This window comes from Thalassospira mesophila (assembly GCF_002115755.1).
GTDB classification, from domain to species: Bacteria; Pseudomonadota; Alphaproteobacteria; order Rhodospirillales; family Thalassospiraceae; genus Thalassospira; species Thalassospira mesophila.
On sequence record NZ_JFKA01000003.1, the window covers coordinates 34,306 to 60,784 of the forward strand.

22 protein-coding genes and 1 other RNA gene are annotated in these 26,479 nt (G+C 54.6%); 18 read left to right on the top strand and 5 right to left on the bottom strand.

Annotated features, from left to right (window positions below):
- Positions 1–38 precede the first annotated feature (38 nt).
- Both gap and tkt read right to left on the bottom strand, forming a co-directional pair.
- Positions 39–1,046: a type I glyceraldehyde-3-phosphate dehydrogenase gene (gene gap / locus TMES_RS08050; protein ID WP_085582039.1), complete on the bottom strand. Its 1,008-nt coding sequence runs from the start codon at positions 1,044–1,046 to the stop codon at positions 39–41.
- 102 nt (positions 1,047–1,148) lie between these two features.
- Complete coding sequence (tkt, locus tag TMES_RS08055; protein WP_425444049.1) at positions 1,149–3,158, bottom strand: transketolase; 2,010 nt, start codon at positions 3,156–3,158, stop codon at positions 1,149–1,151.
- 253 nt (positions 3,159–3,411) lie between these two features.
- Here tkt and TMES_RS08060 point away from each other — a divergent pair, with 253 nt between their 5' ends.
- From TMES_RS08060 to TMES_RS08095, 8 genes are all read left to right on the top strand, one after another.
- The gene (locus TMES_RS08060; protein ID WP_085581327.1) at positions 3,412–3,699 is read left to right on the top strand and encodes a DUF4164 family protein; all 288 of its coding nucleotides are present in this window, start codon (positions 3,412–3,414) and stop codon (positions 3,697–3,699) included.
- A 4-nt stretch (positions 3,700–3,703) separates the two neighbouring features.
- Entirely contained in the window at positions 3,704–4,042 is a 339-nt protein-coding gene (locus TMES_RS08065) for a cell division protein ZapA (RefSeq protein ID WP_085581329.1), read from the top strand.
- A 59-nt stretch (positions 4,043–4,101) separates the two neighbouring features.
- Positions 4,102–4,262, top strand: a non-coding RNA gene (gene ssrS, locus TMES_RS08070) — 6S RNA.
- 126 nt (positions 4,263–4,388) lie between these two features.
- On the top strand, positions 4,389–5,204 hold the full coding sequence (locus TMES_RS08075; RefSeq protein ID WP_085581331.1) for a TIGR00282 family metallophosphoesterase: 816 nt from the start codon (positions 4,389–4,391) through the stop codon (positions 5,202–5,204).
- Positions 5,205–5,553: 349 nt separating this feature from the next.
- Entirely contained in the window at positions 5,554–6,459 is a 906-nt protein-coding gene (locus tag TMES_RS08080; RefSeq protein WP_245835257.1) for an AraC family transcriptional regulator, read from the top strand.
- Between the two features lie 349 nt (positions 6,460–6,808).
- The gene (locus tag TMES_RS08085) at positions 6,809–8,161 is read left to right on the top strand and encodes an Nramp family divalent metal transporter (RefSeq protein WP_085581335.1); all 1,353 of its coding nucleotides are present in this window, start codon (positions 6,809–6,811) and stop codon (positions 8,159–8,161) included.
- Positions 8,162–8,500: 339 nt separating this feature from the next.
- Positions 8,501–9,271: a cytochrome c oxidase assembly protein gene (locus tag TMES_RS08090; RefSeq protein WP_085581337.1), complete on the top strand. Its 771-nt coding sequence runs from the start codon at positions 8,501–8,503 to the stop codon at positions 9,269–9,271.
- 25 nt (positions 9,272–9,296) lie between these two features.
- Positions 9,297–9,812 (top strand): copper chaperone PCu(A)C, encoded by a 516-nt coding sequence (locus tag TMES_RS08095; protein ID WP_158091210.1) that lies wholly within the window; start codon positions 9,297–9,299, stop codon positions 9,810–9,812.
- A gap of 85 nt (positions 9,813–9,897) precedes the next feature.
- Here the strand turns inward: TMES_RS08095 and TMES_RS08100 are convergent, their stop codons facing one another.
- From TMES_RS08100 to TMES_RS08110, 3 genes are all read right to left on the bottom strand, one after another.
- Positions 9,898–12,114 (bottom strand): methyl-accepting chemotaxis protein, encoded by a 2,217-nt coding sequence (locus tag TMES_RS08100; RefSeq protein ID WP_085581341.1) that lies wholly within the window; start codon positions 12,112–12,114, stop codon positions 9,898–9,900.
- Between the two features lie 465 nt (positions 12,115–12,579).
- A complete protein-coding gene (locus TMES_RS08105; protein WP_085581343.1) occupies positions 12,580–14,799 on the bottom strand; it encodes a methyl-accepting chemotaxis protein in 2,220 nt (739 codons plus the stop codon).
- Positions 14,800–15,442: 643 nt separating this feature from the next.
- On the bottom strand, positions 15,443–17,665 hold the full coding sequence (locus TMES_RS08110) for a methyl-accepting chemotaxis protein (protein ID WP_085581345.1): 2,223 nt from the start codon (positions 17,663–17,665) through the stop codon (positions 15,443–15,445).
- A gap of 552 nt (positions 17,666–18,217) precedes the next feature.
- On the opposite strand from TMES_RS08110, the gene TMES_RS08115 reads away from it, so the two are divergent.
- From TMES_RS08115 to pal, 10 genes are all read left to right on the top strand, one after another.
- A complete protein-coding gene (locus TMES_RS08115; protein ID WP_085581347.1) occupies positions 18,218–18,964 on the top strand; it encodes a YebC/PmpR family DNA-binding transcriptional regulator in 747 nt (248 codons plus the stop codon).
- Between the two features lie 81 nt (positions 18,965–19,045).
- Positions 19,046–19,567: a crossover junction endodeoxyribonuclease RuvC gene (gene ruvC / locus TMES_RS08120; RefSeq protein WP_085581349.1), complete on the top strand. Its 522-nt coding sequence runs from the start codon at positions 19,046–19,048 to the stop codon at positions 19,565–19,567.
- Positions 19,564–20,256 carry a Holliday junction branch migration protein RuvA gene (gene ruvA / locus TMES_RS08125; RefSeq protein ID WP_085581351.1) on the top strand — a complete coding sequence of 231 codons (693 nt, stop codon included), beginning with the start codon at positions 19,564–19,566 and terminating at the stop codon, positions 20,254–20,256. Before ruvC ends, ruvA begins: the two co-directional genes overlap by 4 nt.
- On the top strand, positions 20,253–21,332 hold the full coding sequence (gene ruvB, locus TMES_RS08130) for a Holliday junction branch migration DNA helicase RuvB (protein ID WP_085581353.1): 1,080 nt from the start codon (positions 20,253–20,255) through the stop codon (positions 21,330–21,332). Before ruvA ends, ruvB begins: the two co-directional genes overlap by 4 nt.
- On the top strand, positions 21,329–21,778 hold the full coding sequence (locus tag TMES_RS08135) for a YbgC/FadM family acyl-CoA thioesterase (RefSeq protein WP_085581355.1): 450 nt from the start codon (positions 21,329–21,331) through the stop codon (positions 21,776–21,778). The genes ruvB and TMES_RS08135 overlap by 4 nt, the downstream gene beginning before the upstream one ends.
- Positions 21,779–21,785: 7 nt before the next feature.
- Positions 21,786–22,517 carry a protein TolQ gene (gene tolQ / locus TMES_RS08140; RefSeq protein WP_085581357.1) on the top strand — a complete coding sequence of 244 codons (732 nt, stop codon included), beginning with the start codon at positions 21,786–21,788 and terminating at the stop codon, positions 22,515–22,517.
- Positions 22,518–22,598: 81 nt separating this feature from the next.
- Entirely contained in the window at positions 22,599–22,982 is a 384-nt protein-coding gene (gene tolR / locus TMES_RS08145; RefSeq protein WP_245835258.1) for a protein TolR, read from the top strand.
- Positions 22,983–22,988: 6 nt separating this feature from the next.
- Positions 22,989–24,020, top strand: a complete 1,032-nt coding sequence (locus tag TMES_RS22605) for an energy transducer TonB (protein WP_143589587.1) — start codon at positions 22,989–22,991, stop codon at positions 24,018–24,020.
- A 347-nt stretch (positions 24,021–24,367) separates the two neighbouring features.
- Positions 24,368–25,738 carry a Tol-Pal system beta propeller repeat protein TolB gene (gene tolB / locus TMES_RS08160; protein WP_085581363.1) on the top strand — a complete coding sequence of 457 codons (1,371 nt, stop codon included), beginning with the start codon at positions 24,368–24,370 and terminating at the stop codon, positions 25,736–25,738.
- A gap of 128 nt (positions 25,739–25,866) precedes the next feature.
- Entirely contained in the window at positions 25,867–26,373 is a 507-nt protein-coding gene (pal, locus tag TMES_RS08165) for a peptidoglycan-associated lipoprotein Pal (protein WP_085581365.1), read from the top strand.
- The last annotated feature ends 106 nt before the right edge of the window (positions 26,374–26,479 follow it).

Genomic DNA, 26,479 nt, shown 5'->3' on the forward strand with positions numbered 1-26,479 from the left:
CCCTGTAATCTGGTTAATCCGCTCGGACGACCGACGGATTACAGATATTTCGCCATTTCAATGGCGGTATCGGACATACGGTTCGAGAAGCCCCATTCGTTATCGTACCACGACAGGATACGCACGAAGTTGCCACCAACGACCTGAGTCTGGGTCGAATCGAAGGTCGAGCTGTTGGGGTTGTGATTGAAATCAATCGATACCAGCGGCGCATCATTTACGCCCAGCACACCCTTCAGGCGGCCATTGGCGGCTTCGGCGATGGCAGCGTTGATTTCTTCAGCCGTGGTGTCACGACCGGCAACAAAGGTCAGATCGATCATGGAAACATTCGGGCTCGGCACGCGAACCGATGTTCCGTCCAGCTTGCCTTTAAGTTCCGGCAGAACCAGACCAACAGCCTTGGCCGCCCCGGTCGAGGTCGGGATCATGGAAAGCGATGCCGCACGGGCACGACGCAAATCCTTGTGCAGGCTGTCAACCGTGTTCTGGTCGCCGGTGAAGGCGTGAACAGTGGTCATGAAGCCTTTGGTGATGCCAACGGTTTTGTTCAAAACATCGGCCACCGGTGCCAGGCAGTTGGTGGTGCAAGATGCGTTTGAAACAATGATGTCGTCGGCGGTCAGGCTGTCGCTGTTAACGCCGTAAACAACAGTTTTGATGTCGCCCTTTGCCGGGGCCGAAATCAGAACGCGTTTGGCACCTGCGGTCAGGTGTTTGCCAGCACCGGCTTCGTCAAGGAAGATCCCGGTGCATTCAAATGCGATATCAACGTTAAGCTCGCCCCATGGCAGGTTGGCCGGATCGCGTTCCGAGCAAACCTTGATCGCCTTGCCATCAATGACCAGATCATTGCCTTCGGCTTTGACGTCATTGGCAAGAATACCATGAACAGAATCATATTTCAGCAGGTGGGCATTGGTTTTGACGTCGCCAAGATCGTTGATGGCAACGACTTCAAGGTCGGTGCGGCCGCTTTCAACAATCGCACGCAGAACCAGACGGCCGATACGGCCAAAACCATTAATCGCAACACGAATAGCCATTAATTCCTCCAAAAACATACTGATTGTGACCGGACGGTCAAACCCCGCTGATGGGGACAATCAAAAAGGCCGGATCGGCATATTACCGGCCCGGCCCAAAAATTAAACCAGTTCCTTGGCCGCTTTGACCATGGCATCGGCAGTAATGCCGAAATGTTCATACAGTTCGGGTGCCGGTGCCGATGCGCCAAAGCCATGCAGGCCAATGATCTTGCCATTGTCGCCCACATATTTTTCCCAACCGAAAACCGACAGGGCTTCGATGGCAATACGCGGGGCGGTGCCCAGAACGCTTTTGCGATATTCTGGCGACTGTGCGTCAAACAGTTCCCAGCAAGGCAGGGAAACCACGGCGGCAGAAATGCCTTCAGCCTTCAGTTTTGCCTGGGCATTAACGGCAATCTCAACTTCCGATCCGGTGGCAATCAGGGTGACCTGGGTGTCGCCGTCGGCTTCGGAGATGATGTAACCGCCGCGCGCAACCAGGTTGTCTTCGCGGTATTCGGTGCGCAGGGTCGGCAGGTTCTGGCGGCTAAGGGCCAAAACGGTCGGGCCGCTATCATGGGTGATGGCCATGGCCCATGCTTCGGCGGTTTCAACCGCATCGGCAGGGCGGATCATCAGCACGTTGGGCATGGCGCGCAGCGAAGCCACATGTTCGACCGGCTGATGGGTCGGGCCGTCTTCGCCAAGACCGATCGAATCGTGGGTCATGACATAAACAACGCGCTGGCCCATCAGGGCGGATAAACGAATGGCCGGGCGGCAATAATCGGTAAACACCAGGAAGGTGCCGCCATAGGGCATGATGCCGCCATGTAACGCCAGGCCGTTCATGGCCGCTGCCATACCGTGTTCACGAATGCCGTAATAAATGTAACGGCCTTCATAGCCGCTTTGAACCGAAATCGGTTCCTGAACGGCGGTTTTGGTGTTGTTGGACCCGGTAAGGTCGGCCGAACCACCAATCATGTCGGGAATGGCTTTGGTCAGAACTTCCAGCACATTCTGCGATGATTTGCGGGTGGCAATTTTCGGCAGGTCGTCGGTGATCTGCTTTTTATAGACATTAAACGCTTCGATCCAGTTTTCCGGCAGCTTGCCTTCAACCCGGCGTTCGAAATCGGCACGAACATCACCATCATGGGCGTCAAAACGTGCGCCCCAGGCGGCAAATGCGTCGGCACCACGGGCACCGGCGGCGCGCCAGGCGTCCAGCACATCGGCCGGAACATCAAACGGCTCATAAGGCCAGTCCAGCTTTTCGCGCGCAGCGGCCAGTTCTGTGGCACCCAGCGGCGACCCGTGGGTGGCTGATGTGCCGCCCTTGGTCGGCGCACCAAAACCGATAACGGTTTTGCATGCGATCAGCGACGGGGTGCCGGTGGTTTTGGCTTTGGCAATGGCGGCTTCGATGGCGTTTGCGTCGTGGCCGTCAATCTGCTGAACATCCCAGCCAGCGGCTTCGAAACGTTTTTTGTGGTCTTCCGAGGTCGAAAGCGAGGTTGGGCCATCGATCGAAATGCCGTTATCGTCAAACAGCACGATCAGTTTGGACAGTTGCAAATGGCCTGCCAGCGAAATGGCTTCCTGCGAAATGCCTTCCATCAGGCAGCCGTCGCCCGCAACCACATAGGTGTAATGGTCAACCAGGTCGTTATTAAACGCCGCATTCATGATGCGTTCGCCCAAGGCAAAACCGACCGAGGTCGCAATACCCTGACCCAGCGGGCCAGTGGTGGTTTCAATACCTGCACCATGACCAAATTCCGGGTGGCCGGCAGTGCGCGCGCCGAGCTGACGGAAATTTTTGATCTGGTCGAGGTCGAAATCTTCGTACCCGGTAAGATAAAGCAGCGAATAAAGCAGCATGGATCCGTGACCTGCAGACAGGATAAACCGGTCGCGGTCGGGCCAGTGCGGGTGTTTCGGATCGAATTTCAGAAACTTGGTAAAGAGAACAGTCGCGACATCGGCCATGCCCATTGGCATGCCCGGATGGCCGGAATTGGCTTTTTCCACGGCGTCGGCGGAAAGAAAGCGAATGGCATTTGCCATGCGGCTATGTTCTGCTGGTTTCGTCATTGAATGCGCTTCCTGGGGGTTCGCTATCGGGCGTTGAATAATAGGTACTGAACCTAAGGCGAAATAAATCAAATAAGACGGGCGGAACATGCCCCCGCTATGGCGAAACGTCAACCTGTTCTGTCGAAAAACCGACCGGATTGCTTAGATTGCGGTTAATCCTTACGTGCTATACTTGCGATCAGAACGGTTTTGAACGGGCAGGATTGCGGAACAGTTGACGCCTTGCTTTGTCACGACCTATCTTGTCGCGTGAGTTTGAAGGATCAGGAAGGACGATATGTCACGTCTGCAAAATGCCGGTGAACGTCTTGAAAATGCCCTTGCCACCCTTGAACAGGCGGTGGAGTCGCGGCTGGCGCGCTCGGAGGCCGCCTTGCAATCGGGCGAAAGCGAGAGTGCCGCCGCCCAGGCAAGGTCCGCAGAAATGCGTGCCCAGCTTGATGCCTTGAAGCACGATTACGATGTGCTGGCGCAGGTAACTGAAACGGTTTCGCAGCGCCTTGACGGTGCTGTGGGGCAATTGCGGGTGGTCCTGAACGACGAAACTGAACGAAAGCAGGCTTAAAATCATGGCACAGGTCTCAGTCCGTATTAATGGTCGCAGCTATGATGTTGCCTGCGAGGATGGGCAGGAAACCCGCCTTTCCCAACTGGCCGAATATGTTGACGAACGCGTAAGTGAAATTTCCGGTATGGTTGGCCAGATCGGCGAACAGCGCCTTTTGGTGATGACCAGCCTTTTGATTGCCGACGAGTTGGGGGATGCAAAAGAAAAATTGTCGGCCCCGGCAAGTGCGGCTTTGCCCGATGGTGCCGTGGCACCAGGGGACGCTGATCGTATGGCACAAAGCATGGAAAATCTCGCCTCTCGCATCGAGGCTATTGCACAAAAGCTTTCGGCTGACTAAGTTCGCATCGGATACTGCTTGCGATGCGTCCTTCGGGGCGATCAAGGGCGGGTCCAAAAAGGGGGCTGCCCTGTTCGTCAGATTCGCTAATTCCCGGGGCCGATGCTCATTTCTCTAGGGAGCTGTCCCTGGCGGGACCGTGGTCTCGTTATATGGCGCCCACCTGCACACGCAGGTCACGAGGAATTACCACATGGTCAACGGCAGTGGTGGCTCCCGCTTTCCTTTGGGGAAGCGGGAATTTTCCTTTTAAGGCAGTTTAATCGAAATTTGTGATCGGGGGATGACCTGCCCGGTGGGTGGGGTTGCCGCGTTTGGTCATGCGGTGAGATAGACGGAAATAGAAATGCGGCTTTTACATCTGGGCGACGTTCTGGGGCAATCCGGGCGCACGGCTGCGCTGGAAGCATTACCAATGTTGCGCGACCGCTTGAAGGTTGATGCGGCGATTGTAAATGTTGAAAATTCCGCGCATGGTTTTGGTGTTACCGCGAAAATTTGCCGCGAATTTTACGATGCCGGAGCCGATGTGCTAACGACGGGCAACCATGTCTGGGATCAGCGCGAAATCATCACTTATATCGACGAAGACAAAACCCTGTTGCGCCCGTGGAATTTTCCCGATGGCACGCCCGGCCAGGGCGATTGTGTGTTTACCGCACGATCGGGCAAAAAGGTTGCCGTCATTAACATGATGGGCCGGTTGTTTATGGACCCGCTGTCCTGCCCGTTTCAAGGGGCGAACAAACTGTTGGGCAAATACCGGCTGGGCAAAAATGTCGATGCCGTATTGTTTGATTTTCATGCCGAAACCACGTCGGAAAAAATGGCATTCGGGCATCATTGCGATGGCCGCGCGTCGCTGGTTTTGGGGACACATACCCATGTGCCAACTGCCGATGCGCAAATTTTACCCGGCGGAACCGCTTATCAGACCGATGTGGGCATGTGCGGCGATTTTAATTCCGTGATCGGCATGAAACATGAAAGCTCGGTGGCAAAGTTTTTGACCAAAATGCCGTCGGGCAGGCTGGAACCGGCCGACGGCCCGGCAACCGTTTGTGGTGTTTATGTTGAAACCGACGATAAAACCGGTTTGGCAAAACGTATCGAGCCGGTTCGTATGGGCGGGCGTTTGCGGGGCAGCTGGCCAACCGCCTGATCTGGCGGGACGCTATATTTCAGCTGTTTGAAACCAGATCATGCAAAACAGATAACGGGCCGATGCAGATGTGCATCGGCCCGTTTTTGTGCCGGTTTCCGCCTTGCAGACATCACGGGGTCGGGGGGGGAGTTGATGCCCGCAAGGCGTTATCGGTATGAAAGAAGCCTAGCGCAAAACGCGCCGGAGCCGATAGCCCAGTCCTCTATAAAAATTGCATAATCCTGCAAATGCTGGAAAACGGCCTGTTGTTTTAGGCAATCGATGATTATGTGTTTTTTTACCACGCCAGCCATTTGGTGCGGTTTGGGCGATCAGATGGGGAAAAGCAAAAATGATGACGGCGGGCTTGGACAAATTTGCATATTTGATTGAACAATATTGCAGCAGTGCGGGGCGCTATGACACAGCCATTCCCGGTGTCGCCCTGTTGCGCGCAGATGCGCCGATGGAGCCGGTGAATGTCGTGTATCAGCCATCGGTTTGTATTTTGGCCAGCGGCGAAAAAACAGCCCTGATGGGCGATAGCGTTTATGTCTATCGGCCCGGACAATATTTAACCGTGTCGCTTGATGTGCCGGTTTTGGGGGAAGTCACCGTTGCCAGCCCCGATGAACCCTATTTGTGTTTGCGCCTTGATCTTAATACCAAGGTGATGGGCGAAATTATGATGGAAGCGCGCGATAACAATATCGTGCCCACTGGCCGCCAGCCGGGATCGGCCCTGCAGGTTAGTGATGCTGGCGCGGAGCTGATCAATGCCGCCACGCGCTTGCTGGAATTGCTGGCAACCCCGCGTGATATTCCCATTCTGGCCCCGTTGATTGAACGTGAAATTTTGTACCGGCTCTTAAACGGCCCGCAAAGTGTACGTTTGCAGCAACTGGCACTGGCCGACAGCAAGCTAAACCAGGTGTCGCGCGCCATCGAATGGATCAAACATCATTTTCGCGAACCGTTTAGCGTGGAAGTGCTGGCGCGTGAAGCCCATATGAGCCCCTCGGCCCTGCATCAGCATTTCAAGGCCATTACATCCATGAGCCCGCTGCAATATCAAAAACAGTTGCGCCTGCAAGAGGCACGCTCGCTGATTATGGTCAGTGCCATGGATGCGGCCAGTGCCGGTTACCATGTGGGATATGACAGCCCGTCGCAGTTTTCGCGCGAATATCGGCGCATGTTCGGCGCCCCGCCACGGCGCGATGTCGAACAGTTGCGACTCTCGTCATCTGCAGGGATGGTCGAGGTTGCCTAGGGTGCGATACCCCCGAAACATGCCCGAAAATATGCGGTGGTGTCGGCAATTGTCACCGCGTCGGGCGATCACGCGCGCGAACATGGCATCGTTTAAGGGGGAATTTGCCAACAAGGTTTGTAAAACCCGCCCATACGAACAGGTATCGGGCCTGGAATGTCATTTCTTCAAAATTTAGCCTTGACTAACTTTTAAAGTCCGCACAACAATCAGGGACAAATTTCCCGATGATCCCGTGGGCGTGGTGGTGTCGATCTTGCGTCGATATCAGATGACTGTTGTGATCCACGGGATTTGGAATGGTTAAAAATTCAGGCGGGAAGGGCTTCCCGCTGGCGGAGAATGGTATATGCCCGATATTGGCGACGTAAAACGAAAACAGGGCGACTGGCGGCATGAGGCCGAACAACCTTCGCTGGTTGAAGTATTCCGGTCGATTGCGGTATCCCCTGATGCCGGGTTTTTTCGCAAGTTTTTAACCTTTGCCGGGCCGGGATATCTGGTGGCGGTTGGCTATATGGACCCGGGTAACTGGGCCACGTCGCTGGCGGGCGGGTCGCAGTTTGGCTATGCTCTTTTGTGTGTGGCGCTGTTATCCAATATCATGGCGGTGATTTTGCAATCGCTGTGTGCCAGGCTGGCCATTGCCACCGGGCGCGATCTGGCACAGGCGTGCCGCGATGCCTTTCCGATCTGGATGTCGTGGCCGCTTTGGGTGCTGGCCGAACTGGCCATTTGTGCTACCGACCTTGCCGAGGTAATCGGCACGGCCATTGCGCTGAATTTGCTGTTTGGTATTCCGCTCGAACTGGGCGTTCTCATTACCGCTGCCGATGTTTTGGTGATCTTGTGGCTGCAAAGCCGGGGTTTTCGCTGGGTCGAAGGCTTTATCATTGCCCTTTTAGGCGTGATTTCGGTGTGTTTTGCCATCCAGATCGCCATGGCCGACCCGGACTGGTATGGCGTGATTACCGGCTTTGCCCCGACTGTTAATATTTTGACCAATCAGCATATGTTGTATCTGGCGTTGGGGATTATTGGTGCCACGGTGATGCCCCATAACCTGTATCTGCATTCTGGCATTGTCCAGACACGGGCCTATGAACATTCGATCAAGGGCAAGCGCGAAGCCCTGCGGTTTGCCACGCTTGATTCTACGGTGGCATTGACATTTGCCCTGGTCATTAACGCATCTATCCTGATTTTGGCCGCCGCGACCTTTCACGTTTCCGGGCAAACCGACGTGGATGACATTGGCAAGGCCCACGAACTGTTATCGCCGTTGCTGGGCACCTCTATGGCGCCGATCCTGTTTGGCATTGCCTTGTTGTGTTGCGGGTTAAGTTCGACCGTAACGGCCACGATGGCCGGGCAAATCGTGATGGAAGGGTTCATTAAAATGACCCTGCCATCGTGGTTGCGACGATTGTTAACGCGGGTTGTCGCGATTATTCCCGCCATTGCCGTAACGGTAATTTACGGGCAGGCGGAAACGGCAAAACTGCTTATTTTGTCGCAGGTGGTGCTGAGCTTTCAGCTGCCCTTTGCGGTGGTGCCGCTGGTGATGTTTACCGCGTCAAAGCAAAAAATGAAGGAACTGTGCGCGCCGCGCTGGTTGACGGGGGTGTCTGTCATTATCGCGCTGATCATTATCGCGCTGAATGTCAAACTGCTTTACGACATTTCGGTGGGCGCGATATAGCGCAAAGCGCGCCGTTCTCGGCGGAATACCTGTTCAAAAAACCGTCAGGGTCGGGATAACGTCACATCAATGTGAGGGACATTCCCGGCCCTGACGCATGTCCGGGGTTGAAACCGGGGCAGGGCCGCGGTACCAATTTTCGCCTCTGCAGCGATTTTCTTTGGATTCTTAATAATTCGCAATTACGTCGCGGGCCGGGATGGGTATAGTGCCTTCAGGTTGTTTCGCATTTTGCATTATCGACCTTGCCGTGGCCTCATGTATCGCCGGTGTTGTTGGCGGTAATCCCTGGGCACAGCACCCGCCGCCTTTTTCGTCATCACAGCAAAAGACATTGCCATGAATGATCGCTCCGAAAAGCAGACCAGAACCGGAAAACGTCGCACCCTGATTGTGATGGGATGTGCGTTTGCCGTTATGGTGACACTGGTGGTTTATTCGCCGACCCTGTATCGCATGTTTTGCGCGGCAACCGGTGTTGGCGGGGCGGTTCGCCAGATATCGGTGCCCAACAAAACGGCAAACGCGGCAGATACGACGACTCAACAAGGGCAGGGAACGCCTGTTAGTGCCGCAACCGGTGGGACGGGCAGCCCGAATGGCGCCAGCCCGACCGTTGCCGAGGCAACCAGCGACGACATGGTTGAAGTTTATTTTGATGCCAATGTTGCCAAGGGTTTGCCGTGGGAATTTTACCCCGAAGAACGCATGGTCAAGGCCAGGCTGGGCGAACCGGTAAAGGTGTATTACTACGCCAAAAACAATTCCGACGAGACCATTGTGGCGCGCGCGGTTTTTAACGTAACGCCTTATAAATCCGCCCAGTATTTTTTTAAGATCGAGTGTTTCTGTTTTACCAACGAAAAACTGGCCCCAGGCGAAAGTGCCCGTATGCCGCTGGTTTTGTATATTGATGACCAGATCCACAAAGACCCAAACACCGCCGAAGTTAAGGACATTACCCTGTCTTACACTTTCTATCGCCAGTCAGATTTGACCGATCAGGAAGTCTCCGCGGCGCGCGAATTAAAAGCCGGATCAGATCAGAAAGAAGCCGAGTTGTCGCGTTCGGCAAATATCGATCTGGAAAACGATGTCCGCCGCCAATAGGCCCGGTTGCAAACAGGGGACTGCCATGAACCGCAAAAATACGTTTTTTCGCCCAAAACAGCGCACCAGACTGCGTAAATCTGTTGCTGTGGCGCTGCTGGGCGTTGTGATTTCAGGTGGGTTTGGTGCGGCTGTGGTCACGATGACGCCGGGCGCCGCACAGGCGCACAGCTATGTGCTGGGTAAAATTATGATCGGGCATTTCTGGGCTCCGCCCGCCGATCAGGATGCCAAGGGGGCTGCCATATATGGCCCCTTGTTAAATGGCGGTAAAGACCCGGTAACGCTGGTGGGGGCAACCAGCCCGATTGCCGATCAGGTTCGTTTTCGGGTGGAAAAGGACGGGGTTGAAAGCTGGGTCAACAGCATTACCCTGACGCCCAACAAGCCAATGGGCCTTGCCGCCTGGCGCGAACATATCTGGCTGAGCGGGTTAAAAGAACCCTTACGCGCAGGCGGCTCGTTTGATCTGGATCTGGACTTTGGCAAAGCGGGCCATAAGACAATCCAGATTGTGGTCGAGGATGAAGGCGGGCATTAAAGCATGTTGCCAATGATTGAAGCACCATAAAAAACGGCCCGTCACATCCGCGACGGGCCGTTTTCATTTAAAGTGTCAGGTGCAATCAGGAAGCGGCACGGTCATGGGCCTTGCGGCGCAAATCTTCCAGAATGGTGCCAATACGGTGATTAAGGTTTTCAACCTTTTTCGCCGCGTTCTGCGATGTTTGCAGAACTTCGCCCGACAATTCGCCGGTTTTGCCGGTTTCTTCGGCAACATCGGTAATCGAGGTGGAAACCATCCGGGTACGATCCGCCGCATTGCGCACATTGCGGGTGATTTCGTTGGTCGCGGCCCCTTGTTCCTCAACCGCTGCCGAAATGGTGGTGGCGATTTCATTGATGTTTTCAATGATATGGCCGATCATTTCGATGGCAGTCACCGATTCACCGGTCGATTTCTGAATGCCGGAAATTTGCCCGGCAATTTCGTCGGTGGCTTTTTCGGTCTGGTTGGCAAGGTTTTTAACCTCGGCGGCCACCACGGCAAACCCTTTGCCCGCATCACCGGCACGGGCCGCCTCGATGGTGGCGTTTAAGGCCAGAAGGTTGGTTTGCTCGGCGATGTCGGTAATCAGGGCGATCACCTCGCCAATGCGATTGGCCGATTGCGACAGGCTGACCACCAGTTCGTTGGTTTCACGCGCCTTTTGCGCGGCATCGTTGGAAATGCGGGTTGATTCCGCCATCTGCCGGTTAATTTCGGCGTTGGATGCGGCCAGCTGTTCGGTGGCGGCGGCAACGGTTTCAACATTACTGGTCGCTTCGCGGGCCGATGTGGCAACTTCTTCGCTTTGCCCCGAAACCAGTTCGGCACTTTGCGTCATTTGCCCGGAAACACCCTGAAGCTGCTCGGCCAGGGCCGCAATTTCGCCCACGGCACTTTCAACTTCACCTTGCAATGTATCGGCAAGGCCCAGCAATTCATCGCGCAGCGCCTCGTTGCGTTCGCGGTTCAGGCGGCCTTCCTCGGCCTGCATGTCGCGGACCTTAATGGCATTTTCCTTAAATACCTCAACCGCGCGGCCCATGGCGGAAATTTCGTCATTGCCCTTGGCCGGTACGGGAACGTCAAGATTGCCATCCGCAAGCGTGATCATGGTTTGTTGCAGGCCGCCAAGGCGACGCAGCAAGTTGCCACGGACATAGACCACATAAATTGCAAGCGACAGCAAGATAGCGGCAGCCGCGACTGCATACAGAACCAGTGATCCTTGCTTTTGCAGACCGCGTGCGGTGTTTGCCGCATCATCAACGCCGCCTTGCAGGTTTTCAACAACCTGATCCACACCCGACCCCATAGCCTGGGCATATTCGGCGGCCTTGGCGACCAGTTGCTGGGCATCAATGGCCGATTGCAATTCACGGGTTTGCAAATCGGGCAGGCTGCCGTCACCAGCAGAAAGCTTGCTCATTTTTTCGATCAGGTCCTGATAGAACTTGACCAGTTTGGGATTGCCCAGGTCTTTGACCAGGCTGGACGCATCGGCATAGCTGCCGCGCACCCGAACACCAATGATCGACAGACGGGTCATATCGCGTTCCGATGCCGACCCGATAACGATATTGGCAATCTGGTTGCCCAGGTTGGTCAGATCGACCAGCGGGCCACGCTTGCTGACACTGTCATGATATTTAAACAGTGATGAAATCAGGTCTTCGCGCGGCTGGCGGGTTTGTAAAACCGGGCTTTTGCGCAGTTCCTTGACCATTTCCGAAATCTGGTTCAAATCGTTTGACGTGACCGTCATTAACGGTTTCAGGGTGCTGACAAACCGGTCCGACATTTGTTGGAAATCGGTCAGCTTTTTTGCTTTTTCATCGGCAATCTGAAACCGTTTCTGGGTCAGGTCGTGCAACTGCGCCAAAGTATCCTGTAACTGGCTGCTGTTGCTTTCGATCACATCAAGTGTCTCGGGCTGCATGCCGGATTCGCGCAATTGTTCAACCCGGCTTTTCAGGGAAACAACCCGGTTATCAAGCTCGGCTTTTACGTTTTCTTCTTCCTGCGGTGTTGAAGCCGCCACAATGCGCGGGGCAATGGCAACAATTTCAGCACTTTCGGTTGCCAGCTGCTGTGCCGCAAACATCGGCGGAAGTTTTGCCTCGGTGATGTTGTCGAGTTCGGTGCCAAAACGTTCAAATGAAATGGCACCAACGGCAGCCGCAATAACGGCCATCAGCCCGACCAGAGCAAAGGAAACAAGTAATTTCCCACGAACGCCCATGCCGCCTTTTTGCACGGATTTTCGCTGGTTCCGGCCCCCTGTATTCTGTCGCATCTAGTCTAAACCCTGTGTTCTGCAATTGGCGCGTAACAGGCCTGGCACACAGGGGTAAACCCCCGACCACAGGCTTTGCACGCCACCAGTTCGGTTCTGCCGCCGTATCGCGACAGGAAATTTCGAAATGTCTCAGGTATGTCGCAGACCAGTTTGACGAATGTCCCCATCTGGCCTGTCCCCCGTAATATGCATTTTATTTATAACATACCGGGAAAGTTCAAGTAATTGGTTTGTAATTTGTACAGATGCATAGATAACTTATTCTGATACCGGTTTTTATTATTCTTTCAGTATCGGGTCTATGACCAATGGTCGTGATACATTCGGGCGTATCAGGGTTATTACGTACATTTTGCCCCCCAGAGTCGCGCCCATTAAAAAACAACGGCCCGTCAGGGCGACGGGCCGTTACAAGTGTTTCAGGTTGTTGATCGGGGCAGGTCGGTTGTGTGGATCGACCGGTCAGATCACACGGTCACGGGCCTGCTGGCGCAGGTCGTCAAGGATCTGGCCAATACGCACCCGCATGTTTTCGACTTTTTCCGACGCCGATTGTGCGGTTTGCAACACCTGACCAGACAAAATGCCGGTTTTCGATGTTTCGTTAACCACATCAGCGATTGATGTTGACACCATCCGGTTGCGTTCGGCCGCACCACGCACATTCCGGCTGATTTCGTTGGTGGCGGCACTTTGCTCTTCGACTGCGGCCGAAATGGTGGTGGCAATTTCATTGATATGTTCAATGATTTTGCCAATTTCACTGATGGCAGAAACAGATTCACCGGTGGATCGTTGAATGCCCAAAATCTGACCGGCAATGTCGTCGGTGGCTTTTTCGGTCTGATTGGCAAGGTTTTTAACCTCGGCGGCAACCACGGCAAAACCCTTGCCAGCTTCCCCGGCACGGGCCGCCTCGATGGTGGCGTTGAGCGCAAGCAAGTTGGTTTGTTCGGCAATGTCGGTAATCAGGGCGATAACCTCGCCGATACGGGTTGCCGATTGCGACAGGCTGTTAACCAGTTCATTGGTCTGTTTGGCTTTTTGCGACGCCTCGCTTGAAATGCGGGTCGATTGCGACATCTGCCGATTGATTTCCGCATTCGACGCCGAAAGTTCCTCGGTCGCAGCCGCAACGGTTTCGACATTTCCGGTGGCTTCACGGGCCGAAGATGCAACATCCTCGGTCTGGCCTGCGACGGTTTCGGCACTTTGGCTCATTTCGCCGGAAACCCCCTGAAGCTGGCTGGCAAGGGCGGCAATTTCGCCCACGGCACTTTCAACTTCACCTTGCAATGTATCGGCAAGGCCCAGCAATTCGTCGCGCAGGCTTTCGTTGCGTTCGTGATTAAGGCGAACTTCTTCGGCCTGCATGTCACGCACTTTGACAGCGTTCACCTTGAACACCTCAACCGCGTGGCCCATGGCGGTGATTTCGTCATTGCCCCGGGTGGGAACCGTAACATTCAGGTCGCCGCCCGCCAGTGTGACCATGGCCTTTTGCAGGTTAGCCAAGCGTCGCAGCAGGTTGCCCCGCACATAGATGATATATATTGCCAGCGAAATAAGGATGGCGCTGGCCGCAACAATATACAAAATCAATGTGCCCTGTTGTTGCAGGGTTTCCGTGCTGGCCGCCGCCGTATCGACCTCGCCTTGCAACGCATCGACCAGTTCATGAACATTGTTGCGCATGGCATTGGCATATTGCGCACTTTGCGCCACCAGTTTTTCCGAAGCACTGGCTGCGGCCAGTTCGCGCAGGCGAATGGCGGGCAGGCTGGCATCGCCGCTAGACAGGGTTTGCATTTTTTCGATCAGATCGACATAAAACTTCTGCAGTTTTTTATTGTCCATCTGATTAACCAGGTCGAGAACGTCGGCATAGGTGCCTTTGACCTGCACCGACACAATCGACAATTTGGTTTCGCTGGTTTCCGATGTGGTGGCAACAACCGAACTGACCGCTTCGTTGCCCAGCCGGCCAATTTCCTGGATCGGGTTACGTACCGCAATGGTCTTGCGAAATTTCGCCAGCATTGCCACCAGTTCTTCCTTGGACGGTTCGATGGCATATTCGGTTTTTCCTGCCAGATCATCGCTGGCGGCAGCCAGTTGCCCAAGGTCGTTCTGGGTATAGGAAAGAAGCGGTTTGAGCGTGCTGGCATAGCGGGACGAAACCGACTGAAATTCTTTCAGGGCGGCCGCCTTGTCGGCTGCGGCCTGCATGCGATCGCGGGTGGTTTCAAACAGTTTGTTGAGGGTATCTTGCAGGTCGGCACTGTTTTGCGCAATTTTGTCGAGGGTATCGGGCATTAGCCCCGTGTCGCGCAGGTGGGCGACTTTTTCGGCAACACCTTGTAAATGGTCGTCAAGTTCGGCCTTGACGGCCTGTTCTTCTTCGCTGGTGGTCGAGGCCACGATGCGCGGCGCAATGGCAACAATTTCGGTGCTTTCCGTTGCCAGATTTTGTGCGGTAAACATTGCCGGCAGTTTGGCATGGGTAATATCGGCCAGTTCAGAGCCGAATTTATGAAACGAATAAGCGCCGATAATGGCGGCAAAAACAGCCAGAAAACTGACAACAGCAAAGGATGCCAGCAATTTTGTCTTCACGCCGTTGGCGGTGCGGACATTCTTCTTTGTCGGTTGCGGGCGTGAAATCCCCGATTGTGACTTCATTGTTCTCTATCCTCGTTAGAGACGGGCGATGGGCCCGGTTTTGCCGGTCGTATTCTGGTGACAGATCACGGTCATGACCCCCCTGGCTGGTTTTTGCTTTTATGTTTGGTGCGGTAATATCTGGCGGTAGGGGCGCGTTCAGGTAAACGGGCAGAGTGTTTTACGGAAGGTCAGTTTGATATTACGTCAATATTTTAATGACAAATTGATGATGTTATCAATGCAAATTGTAAAATATGTCTGGCGGGCGGGCTGCGAAAACCGGGATATTGCGTGAATTTATCCGGATGAAGCGGGCAGGGATGTTACTTTGGAAGGATTTTAAGGAGTGACATCAATACCCTGAGCGATCAGCAGCTTTGACCCGCCAATAGTCTACAATGCTTTGTCGTATCGGCAGATAAAAAAATACAAAAGGATAGGGTTTGCCTGCTTTTGGGGAAAGGGATGGCAAATTCGGGCCGATTCCCTGCTTTTGGGGGTATGGAAGCCCACATGCGGGCGCGCGGCCCCCTGTGCCAGGCTGTGCTTGCGGGTTTTTGATGCAGCCATGGAAAAACCCCGTCCGTTGCCGGGCGGGGTTTAAAGGATCAGGACAATTTATAACGGGCAAGCGGGCCGCAAAACCATGTGGCCCGCAGCGTTATGACGCCGCGCGATCATGCGCCTGTTTACGCAAATCTTCGAGAATGTTGTTGATCCGGCTGCGCAGGTTTTCGACCTTTTCCGAGGCCGTTTGTGCCGTTTGCAAAACCTGCCCCGACAATTCACCGGTTTTTGCGGTTTCATTGGCGACATCTGTGATCGAACTGGAAACCGCCCGGGTCCGGTCTGCCGCACCGCGCACATTGCGGGTGATTTCGTTGGTCGCGGCCCCTTGTTCCTCGATGGCCGCCGAAATGGTGGTGGCAATTTCATTGATGTTTTCAATGATACGACCAATCATTTCAATGGCCGAAACTGACTCGCCGGTCGATTTCTGAATGCCGGAAATTTGCCCTGAAATTTCCTCGGTGGCTTTTTCGGTCTGGTTGGCCAGGTTTTTAACCTCGGCGGCAACCACGGCAAATCCCTTGCCTGCATCCCCCGCACGCGCGGCTTCGATGGTGGCGTTTAAGGCCAGAAGGTTGGTTTGCTCGGCGATATCGGTAATCAGGGCGATGACCTCGCCAATGCGATTGGCCGATTGCGACAGGCTGACCACCAGTTCGTTGGTTTCACGCGCCTTTTGTGCCGCATCGTTGGAAATGCGGGTTGATTCCGCCATTTGCCGGTTAATTTCGGCGTTGGATGCCGAAAGCTGCTCGGTGGCGGCGGCCACGGTTTCCACATTGCCCGTGGCTTCCTGTGCCGAGGATGCAACATCCTCGCTTTGGGTGGAAACCAGTTCAGCGCTATGGCTCATTTGCCCGGAAACCCCCTGAAGTTGCTCGGCCAGGGCGGCAATTTCGCCCACGGCACTTTCAACTTCACCCTGCAATGTATCGGCAAGGCCCAGCAATTCGTCGCGCAGGCTTTCGTTGCGTTCGCGGTTCAGGCGTTCTTCTTCGGCCTGCATCTCGCGTACTTTGACGGCATTGTCTTTGAACACTTCAACCGCACGGCCCATGGCGGTAATTTCGTCGTTTCCTTTAACCGGAACAGCAACATCAAGGTTGCCCCCGGCCAGCGTGACCATGGTTTTTTGCAATCCTTCAAGGCGACGCAGCAGGCTGCCCCGCACATAAATGATGTAAATTGCCAGTGACAACAAAATCGCGGCGATGCCAACGGCATAAAGGATGGTCGAGCTTTGTTTTTGCAGTTTTTCGGCACCCGCGGCGGAAGCATCGACCTTGTTTTGCAAGGCATCAACCAGCTGGGCAACCCCGTCACGCAACGTGTTTGCCGCCTGCGCGCTTTCGGTGACGAATTTCTGTGCCGTATCAATTGCCTTGAGTTCTTTGGTCCGCAAGGTCGGGATGCTGTCATCCCCCACCGACAGGGCTTCCATTTTGTCGATCAGGTCGTTGTAGTAGCTTTTCAGTTTTTCGTTATTCAGCCCGTTCACCAGATCGCGGGCGTCCGAATAATTGCCGCGAATACGAACAGAGGTAATCGAAAGCCGCACGGCCTGTGTTTCGGTGGTGGCGGCAATGATCATGTTGGTGGCGGTTGCACCCTGCCGCTCGATATTAAGGATCGGCGCACGGGTTTGAACCGCGTCATGCAATTTGTAAAACTGCTTTAAGGCGTCTTCTTTGGATATTTCGTCGGTGCTTGCCGGGTCCGTGCGAAATTTTTTAACGTTGGCATCAGCCTGGGCAATGTCGTTCTGGGTATAGGACAAAAGCGGTTTAAGGGTATCGCCATAGCGTTTGCTCAGTTCCAGAAATGCTTTGGCCTTGTCGGCTTTTTCGGTGGAAATGGCAAAGCGGGTCTGGGTTGCTTCATGCAGGGATGTCAGGGCCTGTTCAAGCTGCTGGCGGTTATTGTCAATTTCTTGCAAAATTTCGGGTTCAAGCCCGGATTGACGCAACTGGTCTATTTTTGAGGCGAGACCGATCAGGCGTTGATCAAGTTCATCCTTGACCGCCTGTTCTTCGTCCTGGCTGTTCGCTGCAATGATGCGCGGCGCAATGGCAACGACTTCCGCACTTTCGGTTGCCAGTTGCTGTGCTGTGAACATCGGCGGTAATTTGTCTTCGGTAATATCGGCAAGCGTGACACCAAACCGGCCAAATGCAAACACCCCGACAATCACTGCAGCCACGGCCATCAGGCCGACCAGCGCAAACGAAATCAGAAGTTTGCCTTTAACGCCAAGGCCCGATCGCTGTTTTTTCCCAGTTTTTGGCCGTTGCGGGATCCCTGTTTTCTTTCCCATTCTGTCCTACCTTTTTGTTGCGCCGGTAGTTTATCCCCACCGGTTTTAGAGGCACGGACCTTCTTGAAGGTATCCGCGTATCCACCCTTTTTGGTTTGATTGCCCGTTGCAGGCCCAAACCTTGTTTGCTTTATGTTATTATTATTCGTTCTGTCGCAATATTGTTTCATTCTGTCATGCTTCGCAATAGGCAAGCCGGTTTGTGAGCGCAAAATGCAATTAATTGCGCGTTATCTTGCGCCAAGACTATACAAACCGGTGCCGGACTGCGCCCGTCCGGGTCTTTTGCTCTGACACAAGGAGAGGTGCGGCGACGGGGCCTGTTTGCAGGGGGAATGTGTGCGATGGCTGGACCTTGGGTCGCAAACACGTTATAGGAGCCTGCGTTGCGTTTGCAGCCAGATTGCCGTTGGTCTTCTGGCAATTGTAAATGCAAGACAAGTTTTCATAATGTTGGACCGGCATATAATACAGTATGTATTGGTGCTGATCTGACAGGGGCCCGGGCGGCACCAGATCGATAACGTAATTCAAGAATACAGGTTTCAGGTTATGGCCGGTCATTCCCAGTTTAAGAATATCATGCACCGCAAGGGCGCGCAGGACAAAAAGCGCGCCAAGATCTTTACCAAACTTGCCCGTGAAATCACGGTGTCGGCAAAAGTCAGCGACGACATTAGCAGCAACCCGCGTTTGCGCGCCGCCATTGTTGCGGCCCGCGGGCAGAACATGCCCAAGGACAATATCGACCGCGCCATTAAAAAGGCGCTCGGTGCGGGGGAAGGCGAAAATTTTGAAGAAGTCCGCTACGAAGGGTATGGCACCGCAGGGGTTGCCGTGATTGTCGAAGCGCTGACAGATAACCGCAATCGCACCGCATCCGAAGTGCGCGCGGCCTTTGCCAAACATGGCGGCAATCTGGGTGAAACCGGGTCGGTTGGCTTTATGTTTAACCGGATGGGCGAAATCGTTTATCCGGTCGACAAGGGTGAAGCCGACGCGATTTTTGAAGCCGCCCTTGAAGCCGGGGCTGCCAATGCGGAATCGGATGACGAAAACCATGTCATCGAAACCGAAATCGAAGATTTGAACACGGTGCGCGAAGCCCTGAGCGAAACCTTCGGCGACCCGGAAAGTGCCAAGCTGGTGTTTCGTCCGGTGATCAGTGCTGAAATCACGGTCGATCAGGCGCTTAGCATTATGAAACTTGTCGATGTGCTTGAAGACAACGACGATGTTCAAAATGTCTGGACCAATGTTGACTGGACAGACGAAATCGTCGCGGCCCTCGATAACTGATCTTGCCTGCGCCCGTCATTTTGCTTTGAATGACGGGCGTATTTTATTTTGGCGTCCATAATAACAACAGGTGATTGTCACGTGGTCAGGGTTCTTGGCATTGATCCGGGTCTTCAGCGTACCGGATGGGGCGTGATCGACCTGAACGACAATCACATGCGCCATGTTGCCAATGGTGTTGTGACCTCGACCCAGGCGCTGTCGCTGGCCGAACGGCTGGTGCAACTTTATGCTGGCCTGACAGACATCATCAATCAGTGGGAGCCCGACGAGGCCGCTGTTGAAGAAACCTTTGTTAATAAAAACCCGGTTTCGACCCTGAAACTGGGGCAGGCGCGCGGTGTGGCCTTGCTGGCCCCGGCCCGGATGGGCATTCCCGTTACCGAATATACACCAAATGCGGTTAAAAAGACGGTGGTTGGTGCTGGCCATGCCGCCAAACAGCAGGTTGAGATGATGGTTTCAACATTACTGCCGGGCTGTAAAATTGCCGGGGCCGATGCGGCGGATGCCTTGGCGGTGGCCATTTGTCATGCCCAGCACGCCGGAAACCGGGCGATGATGGCCCGCTATCAGAACCAGAACGGGGGATCTGCCCGATGATTGCCAAATTGCGTGGCATTGTCGATTTTATCGGCGAAGACAGCGTTATTATGGATGTTAACGGTGTTGGCTATCTGGTGTTTGCGTCGCGCCGGACATTAACCATGCTGCCGCAAGCCGGCGGGGAAGCCGGGCTGATCATCGAAACCCATGTTCGCGAAGACCATATTCACCTGTATGGCTTTGCCGATAATGCCGAAAAACAGTGGTTTTCGCTGTTAACTACCGTTCAGGGCGTGGGGGCCAAGGTGGCGCTGGCCCTGTTGTCGGTATTGTCACCGACCGATCTTTTGCGCGCGCTGGCATCGCAAGATACCACGGCATTGTGCCGGGCACCCGGGGTGGGGGCCAAGGTGGCAACCCGCATTGTGGGCGAGCTTAAAGACAAAGCCGCCAAGCTTAACCTGGGGCCGGTTGCCGCCCCGGTGGCACCGATTGCAAAGGTTGACGACGCAGAAACAGCGGCAAAACCAACCCGCAAACGTGCCGCAAAAGTCTCCCCGGCCGTGCCCGACGCCCCGGTTGTCGATGACGGGGCGATTATGGCGGATGCTGTTTCAGCGCTGGTTAATCTGGGCTATGGTCGCTCCGAGGCCTTTGGGGCGGTTGGCAAGGCCGTTCAGCAGGCGGGTGAAAACCGTAACCTTGATACCCTGATCCGTTTGGGCTTAAAGGAGCTTAGCGCGTGAGCGAGGAAGACGACCGGTTACTCAGTGGCGAACGCCACGAAGAAGACCGTCAGGATGGATCATTGCGCCCCCGACGCCTGGATGATTTTACCGGGCAAAGGGAAGTGCGCGAAAACCTTGATGTGTTTATTCAGGCCGCACGCGGGCGTGAAGAAGCCATGGATCATGTGCTTTTTTTCGGCCCGCCGGGCCTTGGCAAAACAACCCTTTCGCAAATCGTTGCCAGTGAACTTGGTGTCGGCTTTCGTGCCACATCCGGCCCGGTGATCGCCAAGGCGGGCGATCTTGCGGCATTGCTAACAAATTTGCAGCCGCGCGATGTGCTGTTTATCGACGAAATTCACCGTCTGAACCCGGCTGTCGAAGAAATTCTGTATCCGGCGATGGAAGATTTCCAGCTTGATCTGATCATTGGCGAGGGGCCAGCGGCGCGCTCCGTCCGGATTGACTTGCCACCGTTTACGCTGGTCGGGGCGACAACCCGGTCGGGGTTGTTGACCACACCGCTGCGCGACCGTTTTGGCATTCCGCTGCGCTTGCGGTTTTACGAGCCCGAAGAACTGGTTGAAATTGTCGCGCGCGGCGCGCGGTTGCTTCATTTTGACATGACGCGCGACGGGGCCATGGAAATTGCCCGCCGGTCGCGCGGAACACCGCGTATTGCCGGGCGTTTGTTGCGACGGGTCCGCGATTTTGCCGTGGTGGCCGGTAAATCGCCGGTAAATGCCTTTATCACCGATGCCGCCCTGACAAGGCTGGAGGTGGACAAACTGGGGCTCGATAGCCAGGACCGGCGGTATTTAACCTGTATCGCCAGCAATTACGGCGGTGGCCCGGTCGGGGTGGATACCCTGGCCGCCGCCTTGTCGGAAGAACGCGATACCATCGAGGATGTGATTGAACCCTATTTGTTGCAGCAAGGCCTTGTTCAGCGCACCCCGCGCGGGCGCATGCTGGGTGTGAAGGGGTTTATGCATCTGGGGTTAACCCCGCCGCGCAATCAGGCCGGGGTGCCGATGTCGGACCTTTTTGAAAGCGAAGCCCTTAAAAACGCCAATGACGAGGGCGAGCAATGACCGATAGCCTGATGGGATATCTTGAGGCCAAAGGCCATATTTACCCGCTGTGCGTGTTTTACGAGGACACCGATGCCGGTGGAATTGTATATCACGCGCAATATCTTGCTTTTGCCGAACGTGCGCGGACCGCGATGCTGAATTTATTGGGTTTTTCCAATAGAAACATTGCAGAACGCCACAAAGTTGCCATAGCGGTTCGACATTGTACCGTCGATTTCCGTCGGGCTGCGCGGCTTGAGGATCGGTTGAAAGTGGAAAGTCGATTGATCCGAATTGGCGGTGCGTCACTGGGGTTTGAACAAAAGATTATGCGCGATGGCGAGGAACTGGTTGTGATTGAAATCTTCCTGGCCTGCATGTCGTTGGAAACCTTTCGGGCGCAACGCCTGCCGGATGAATTAAGAAATGTGTTCAGTGACTATCTCGATATGAACGAGGGCTAAAGAAACGATGGAAAATCAGGTAGTCGATGCCGTGTCGATCGGCCAGTCGGTTATGGGGCAGGACATGTCGATGTGGGGGTTGTTCCTTCAGGCAGGTCTTGTCGTCAAAGTGATCATGATTGGTCTGTTGATGGCCTCTGTCTGGGTATGGGCGATTGTTTTTGAAAAAATGTTCCGCCTGCGCAAATTGCGCTCTCAGGCCAACCAGTTTGAAGAAGCCTTCTGGTCGGGCGGGTCGCTTGAAGATCTTTATGATCGCATAGCAGACCGCCCCAAAGACCCGATGGCGGCTATTTTTGTCTCTGCCATGCGGGAATGGCGTCGCTCTAACGCGCGCGGTGTGAGCGGCGAAACCATGCGTGCCCGCCTGCAACAGCGCCTTGAACGGGCGATGGAAGTCACCCTGGGGCGCGAAATGGACCGGGTTGAACGTTATATGACGTTTCTGGCCTCTGTTGGCTCAACCGCACCGTTTGTCGGCCTGTTTGGCACGGTCTGGGGCATTATGGCGTCGTTCCAGTCGATTGCGGCGTCAAAAAACACCTCGCTTGCGGTGGTGGCACCAGGCATTGCCGAGGCATTGTTTGCAACGGCAATCGGGCTGGTTGCGGCCATTCCGGCTGTGGTGGCCTATAACAAAATTTCAAGCGATCTGAACCGCTATGGCAACCGCCTTGAGGCGTTTGTTGACGAATTCAGTTCGATCCTTTCTCGCCAGCTTGACGAAAAGCGGGACTGATAAATGGGCGGACAACTAGCTTCGGGAAATTCCGGTGGCGGCCGGCGGCGTGGACGCCGGGGTCGTGGTAACCGCAAGGCCATGAGCGATATCAACGTCACCCCGATGGTTGATGTGATGCTGGTGCTGCTGGTTATTTTTATGGTGACAGCACCCCTGATCACGGCCGGGGTCGATGTTGATTTACCCAAGGCCAGCGCAACCCAGATGACAGGTCAGGACGAACCCCTGGTGGTGTCGCTGACCAAGGATGGCGCTGTTTATATTATGGATACAGAAGTCGATCGTGATGATCTGGTGGCGAAATTGCAGGCGATTACTGAAAACAAACAGGAAACCCGCATTTTCGTAAAGGGCGACAAAGCCGTCGATTACGGCCAGGTCATGGATTTGATGGGGCGCATAAACGAGGCTGGCTTTAACAAAGTCGCCCTGATCGCCGATCTGCCAGATAAAGGCAAATAAACGGTCATGCTGCGTAATGTGCTGATTTCACTGGCGGTGCATTTGGCGATCATTTTGATCGCCTATTTTGGCTTGCCCGACCTGTTTAAACCCGAGCCGCTGGAAATGCAGTCGGTATCGGTTGATGTGGTGACGGTGGATGAATTTGCTGCCGCCATGAAAAAGGCGCCGCCGCTGCCCAAACCGGCCGACAAGCCCGCGACAAAGCCGCAGCCCAAGGAAAAGCCGACGCCCCAGCCCAAACCGCAGGCGCAACCTGAACCCAAGCCCGAGCCCGAGCCAAAACCGGTTCCCAAACCCGAACCGAAGCCGGAACCAAAACCCGCGCCCAAGCCCGAACCAAAACCGGAACCAAAACCGCAACCCGAGGTTAAAAAAACCCCGGAGGCGGCACCGGTGCCCGAAAGTGATGACGGTGAGTTAAAGGCCAAGCCAAAACCAGTGGAAAAAAAGGTCGAAAAGCCGGAACCCAAACCGGAAAAGAAACCTGATCCGAAGCCCGAGCCAAAACCGGAGCCAAAACCCGCGCCCAAACCAAAACCGGAACCCAAGCCGGAACCAAAACCCGAGAAAAAGGCCGAGCCCGCGCCCAAGCGGACCCTTGCCGATATTTTGAAAGATGTGCGCAAGACCGAAAGCACGCAGGAGCCTGTGCCCGAGCAGCCAAAGGAAAAACCGGCCAAGGAAGCCACCAGCGAGCAGACAGCAACGCGCCTGGATGATCGTTTGAGCATGAGCGAGCTTGACGCCCTGAAGCGCCAGATTGCGGGCTGCTGGAACCCGCCGGTTGGATCCAAGGACGCAGATTTTGTGGTTTATCTGAATGTTCAGGTCAATCCGGACCGGACCGTGCGCGGTGCCCAGATTGCCAATCGCAATGAAATTGGCAGTGATGCATCAAAGCGGACAGTTGCTGAAAGTGCATTGCGGGCGGTTTTGAACCCAGCTTGCAGCCCGCTTAAGCTGCCGGAAAATAAATATGACCTGTGGAACACAGTCGTTATGACCTTTAACATGCGGGAAATGTTGGGTTTATAGGTCGGGTATGAAAAATAATTGCAAGATTGGTGCGGATTTACCCCAATTTTGCCGGATTGATTGTCGATTGTTGTTTTGTAACGTTGCCAATGTTTGGAAAACGCCCTAACGATACTGACAAGCCGTTGAAGACAGGCAAGAATCGGATAACAGAACAGGGTTACTTTCGCCAATGCTGCATAGCGAAATCTGCACAAAACGATGTGCTAAAAGCGCAATGCTGACCTCCGAAAGTGCCGCTGGATAAAAAACAATTGTAGCGCAAATTCACGCTCGGTTTTGACGCGCGTGAATTGACGGGTTAACGAGCTATCCTTTTGAAAACGCGTGGAGAAAAGCGAGGCAGGATGACAACCAAGACCAAAGCTATCAAACGACACTGGCATGTGCGCGGGCTTTCATGCCTGTGTGCCCTTGCCGTTGCTGTTGGCTTGACCATTGCTGCGGCTGCCCCGGCGCAGGCAGAACTGCGTGTCGACATTACGCGCGGTGAAGTCAAACCGATGCCAATCGCTGTGACACGTTTCGCAGGCGATGGCGTTTCGGAGACGGATGTCGGGCAAAATATTACCAAAGTGATCAACAATGATCTGGCGCGCTCGGGTCTTTTCAAAACGATTGATGAAAAGGCCTTTATCCAGAGCGTCAGTTCGCTGGCGGTCAATCCCAACTTTGCCGAGTGGCGCACAATTGGCGCCCAGGCCCTGGTCAATGGCCGGGTCCTGACCGAGGCAAACGGGTTATTGCGAGTGGAATTTCGCTTGTGGGATGTTCTGGCCGAAAACCAGATGGCCGGTGTTGCCTATCGCACACAACCGGGCAACTGGCGGCGGATCGCCCACAAGATTGCTGACGAGATCTATAAACGCATTACCGGTGAAACCGGGTATTTCGATACCCGCATCGTTTATGTGTCCGAATCGGGACCGGCGACTCACCGGAACAAGCGGCTGGCGATCATGGATCAGGACGGTGCAAACCATCGTTTCCTGACAGATGGCAAGTTTCTTGTTCTCAGCCCACGGTTTTCGCCGACCGCGCAGGAAGTGGTCTATATGTCGTACTTTAACGACAAGCCACGGGTTTATGTTCTTGATATCGACACCGGAGAGCTTGAACTTCTGGGAGATTTTCCGGGGATGACGTTCGCCCCGAGATTTTCACCAGATGGCAATTCGGTGGTCATGAGCCAGGCCCTGGACGGCAATAGTGAAATTTATTCGCTCGATTTGCGCACCCGCGAAAAGCGCCAGTTGACGCGGCACCCCGCGGTTGATACATCGCCATCTTATTCGCCTGATGGATCGCGTATTGTTTTCAACTCGGACCGTAGTGGCGGACAACAACTTTACGTGATGAATGCAGATGGAAGCGGCGTGCAACGGATCAGTTTCGGCGGTGGCCTTTATTCCACACCGGTCTGGTCTCCACGCGGTGACCTGATTGCCTTCACGAAGACGCAAGGAGGTCGGTTCTATATTGGTGTCATGCGGCCAGATGGCAGTGGTGAACGGTTACTGGCCGAGGGGTATCTCGTTGAAAGCCCCACATGGGCACCGAATGGTCGGGTTTTGATGTTCCATCGCCAAATCCCGTCCAAGGACGGAACCAAGGATAAATACCGTCTGTTTTCGATTGATTTGACCGGGTATAACGAACGTGAAATCGTTACACCGGCAGATGGGTCGGATCCGGCATGGTCGCCCTTGATTCCCTGATTTCTCAACTGTATAGTCATCGCGAAACACCGTATGCGATTCGTTTTTAAACGAGCATGTGATGGTGTCGCGAGACATGGTAAAAACCAACTCGGGCGAATGCGTCCGGTGTTAAGGGGAAAACTTAAATGAAACTTCGGATTCTGAGTGTTTTTGCTGCCGCCGCTCTTTTGGCCGCTTGTGAAACTGCACCGGACAGCTCGGCGACTTCGCAGGGCGAGGGTGTCTCTACAATGAACCAGCCCGCAACGACCACCACCACTTCCAATGCTCTCTCAGAAAGCAGCCCGGAATGGTTCGCGGTTAATGTTGGCGATCGCGTCTTCTTTGATTACGATCAGTATGACCTGTCGGCTGAAGCCCGTCGCACCCTGGAACTCCAGGCTGCCTGGCTGAAGAAATACCCGCAGTACACTGTTCTGGTTGAAGGCCATGCCGATGAACGCGGCACGCGCGAATACAACCTTGCACTCGGCGAACGCCGTGCGAACTCTTCCAAGGATTATTTGATTGCTCTGGGCGTTGAACCGTCCCGCATCGAAACCATTTCCTATGGTAAAGAACGCCCGGTTGCTCTGGGTCATGACGATGCCAGCTGGTCGAAAAACCGTCGCGCTGTAACGGTCGTCCGTTAATCGCGACCGGGTTTAAATCCGGTTTGATTTCAGGCGCCTGTCCCGGTTTCGGGGCAGGCGCCTTATTTTTGCCGTTTGACAGCGCAACGATTTTTGTTTGAAATCT

Bases quoted from the DNA above. Each gene is read 5' to 3' on its own strand.
- gap (WP_085582039.1), bottom strand. From the start codon at position 1,046: ATGGCTATTCGTGTTGCGATTAATGGTTTTGGCCGTATCGGCCGTCTG.
- TMES_RS08060 (WP_085581327.1), top strand. From the start codon at position 3,412: ATGTCACGTCTGCAAAATGCCGGTGAACGTCTTGAAAATGCCCTTGCC.
- TMES_RS08065 (WP_085581329.1), top strand. From the start codon at position 3,704: ATGGCACAGGTCTCAGTCCGTATTAATGGTCGCAGCTATGATGTTGCC.
- TMES_RS08075 (WP_085581331.1), top strand. From the start codon at position 4,389: ATGCGGCTTTTACATCTGGGCGACGTTCTGGGGCAATCCGGGCGCACG.
- TMES_RS08085 (WP_085581335.1), top strand. From the start codon at position 6,809: ATGCCCGATATTGGCGACGTAAAACGAAAACAGGGCGACTGGCGGCAT.
- TMES_RS08090 (WP_085581337.1), top strand. From the start codon at position 8,501: ATGAATGATCGCTCCGAAAAGCAGACCAGAACCGGAAAACGTCGCACC.
- TMES_RS08095 (WP_158091210.1), top strand. From the start codon at position 9,297: ATGAACCGCAAAAATACGTTTTTTCGCCCAAAACAGCGCACCAGACTG.
- TMES_RS08100 (WP_085581341.1), bottom strand. From the start codon at position 12,114: ATGCGACAGAATACAGGGGGCCGGAACCAGCGAAAATCCGTGCAAAAA.
- TMES_RS08105 (WP_085581343.1), bottom strand. From the start codon at position 14,799: ATGAAGTCACAATCGGGGATTTCACGCCCGCAACCGACAAAGAAGAAT.
- TMES_RS08110 (WP_085581345.1), bottom strand. From the start codon at position 17,665: ATGGGAAAGAAAACAGGGATCCCGCAACGGCCAAAAACTGGGAAAAAA.
- TMES_RS08115 (WP_085581347.1), top strand. From the start codon at position 18,218: ATGGCCGGTCATTCCCAGTTTAAGAATATCATGCACCGCAAGGGCGCG.
- ruvA (WP_085581351.1), top strand. From the start codon at position 19,564: ATGATTGCCAAATTGCGTGGCATTGTCGATTTTATCGGCGAAGACAGC.
- TMES_RS08135 (WP_085581355.1), top strand. From the start codon at position 21,329: ATGACCGATAGCCTGATGGGATATCTTGAGGCCAAAGGCCATATTTAC.
- tolQ (WP_085581357.1), top strand. From the start codon at position 21,786: ATGGAAAATCAGGTAGTCGATGCCGTGTCGATCGGCCAGTCGGTTATG.
- tolR (WP_245835258.1), top strand. From the start codon at position 22,599: ATGAGCGATATCAACGTCACCCCGATGGTTGATGTGATGCTGGTGCTG.
- TMES_RS22605 (WP_143589587.1), top strand. From the start codon at position 22,989: ATGCTGCGTAATGTGCTGATTTCACTGGCGGTGCATTTGGCGATCATT.
- tolB (WP_085581363.1), top strand. From the start codon at position 24,368: ATGACAACCAAGACCAAAGCTATCAAACGACACTGGCATGTGCGCGGG.
- pal (WP_085581365.1), top strand. From the start codon at position 25,867: ATGAAACTTCGGATTCTGAGTGTTTTTGCTGCCGCCGCTCTTTTGGCC.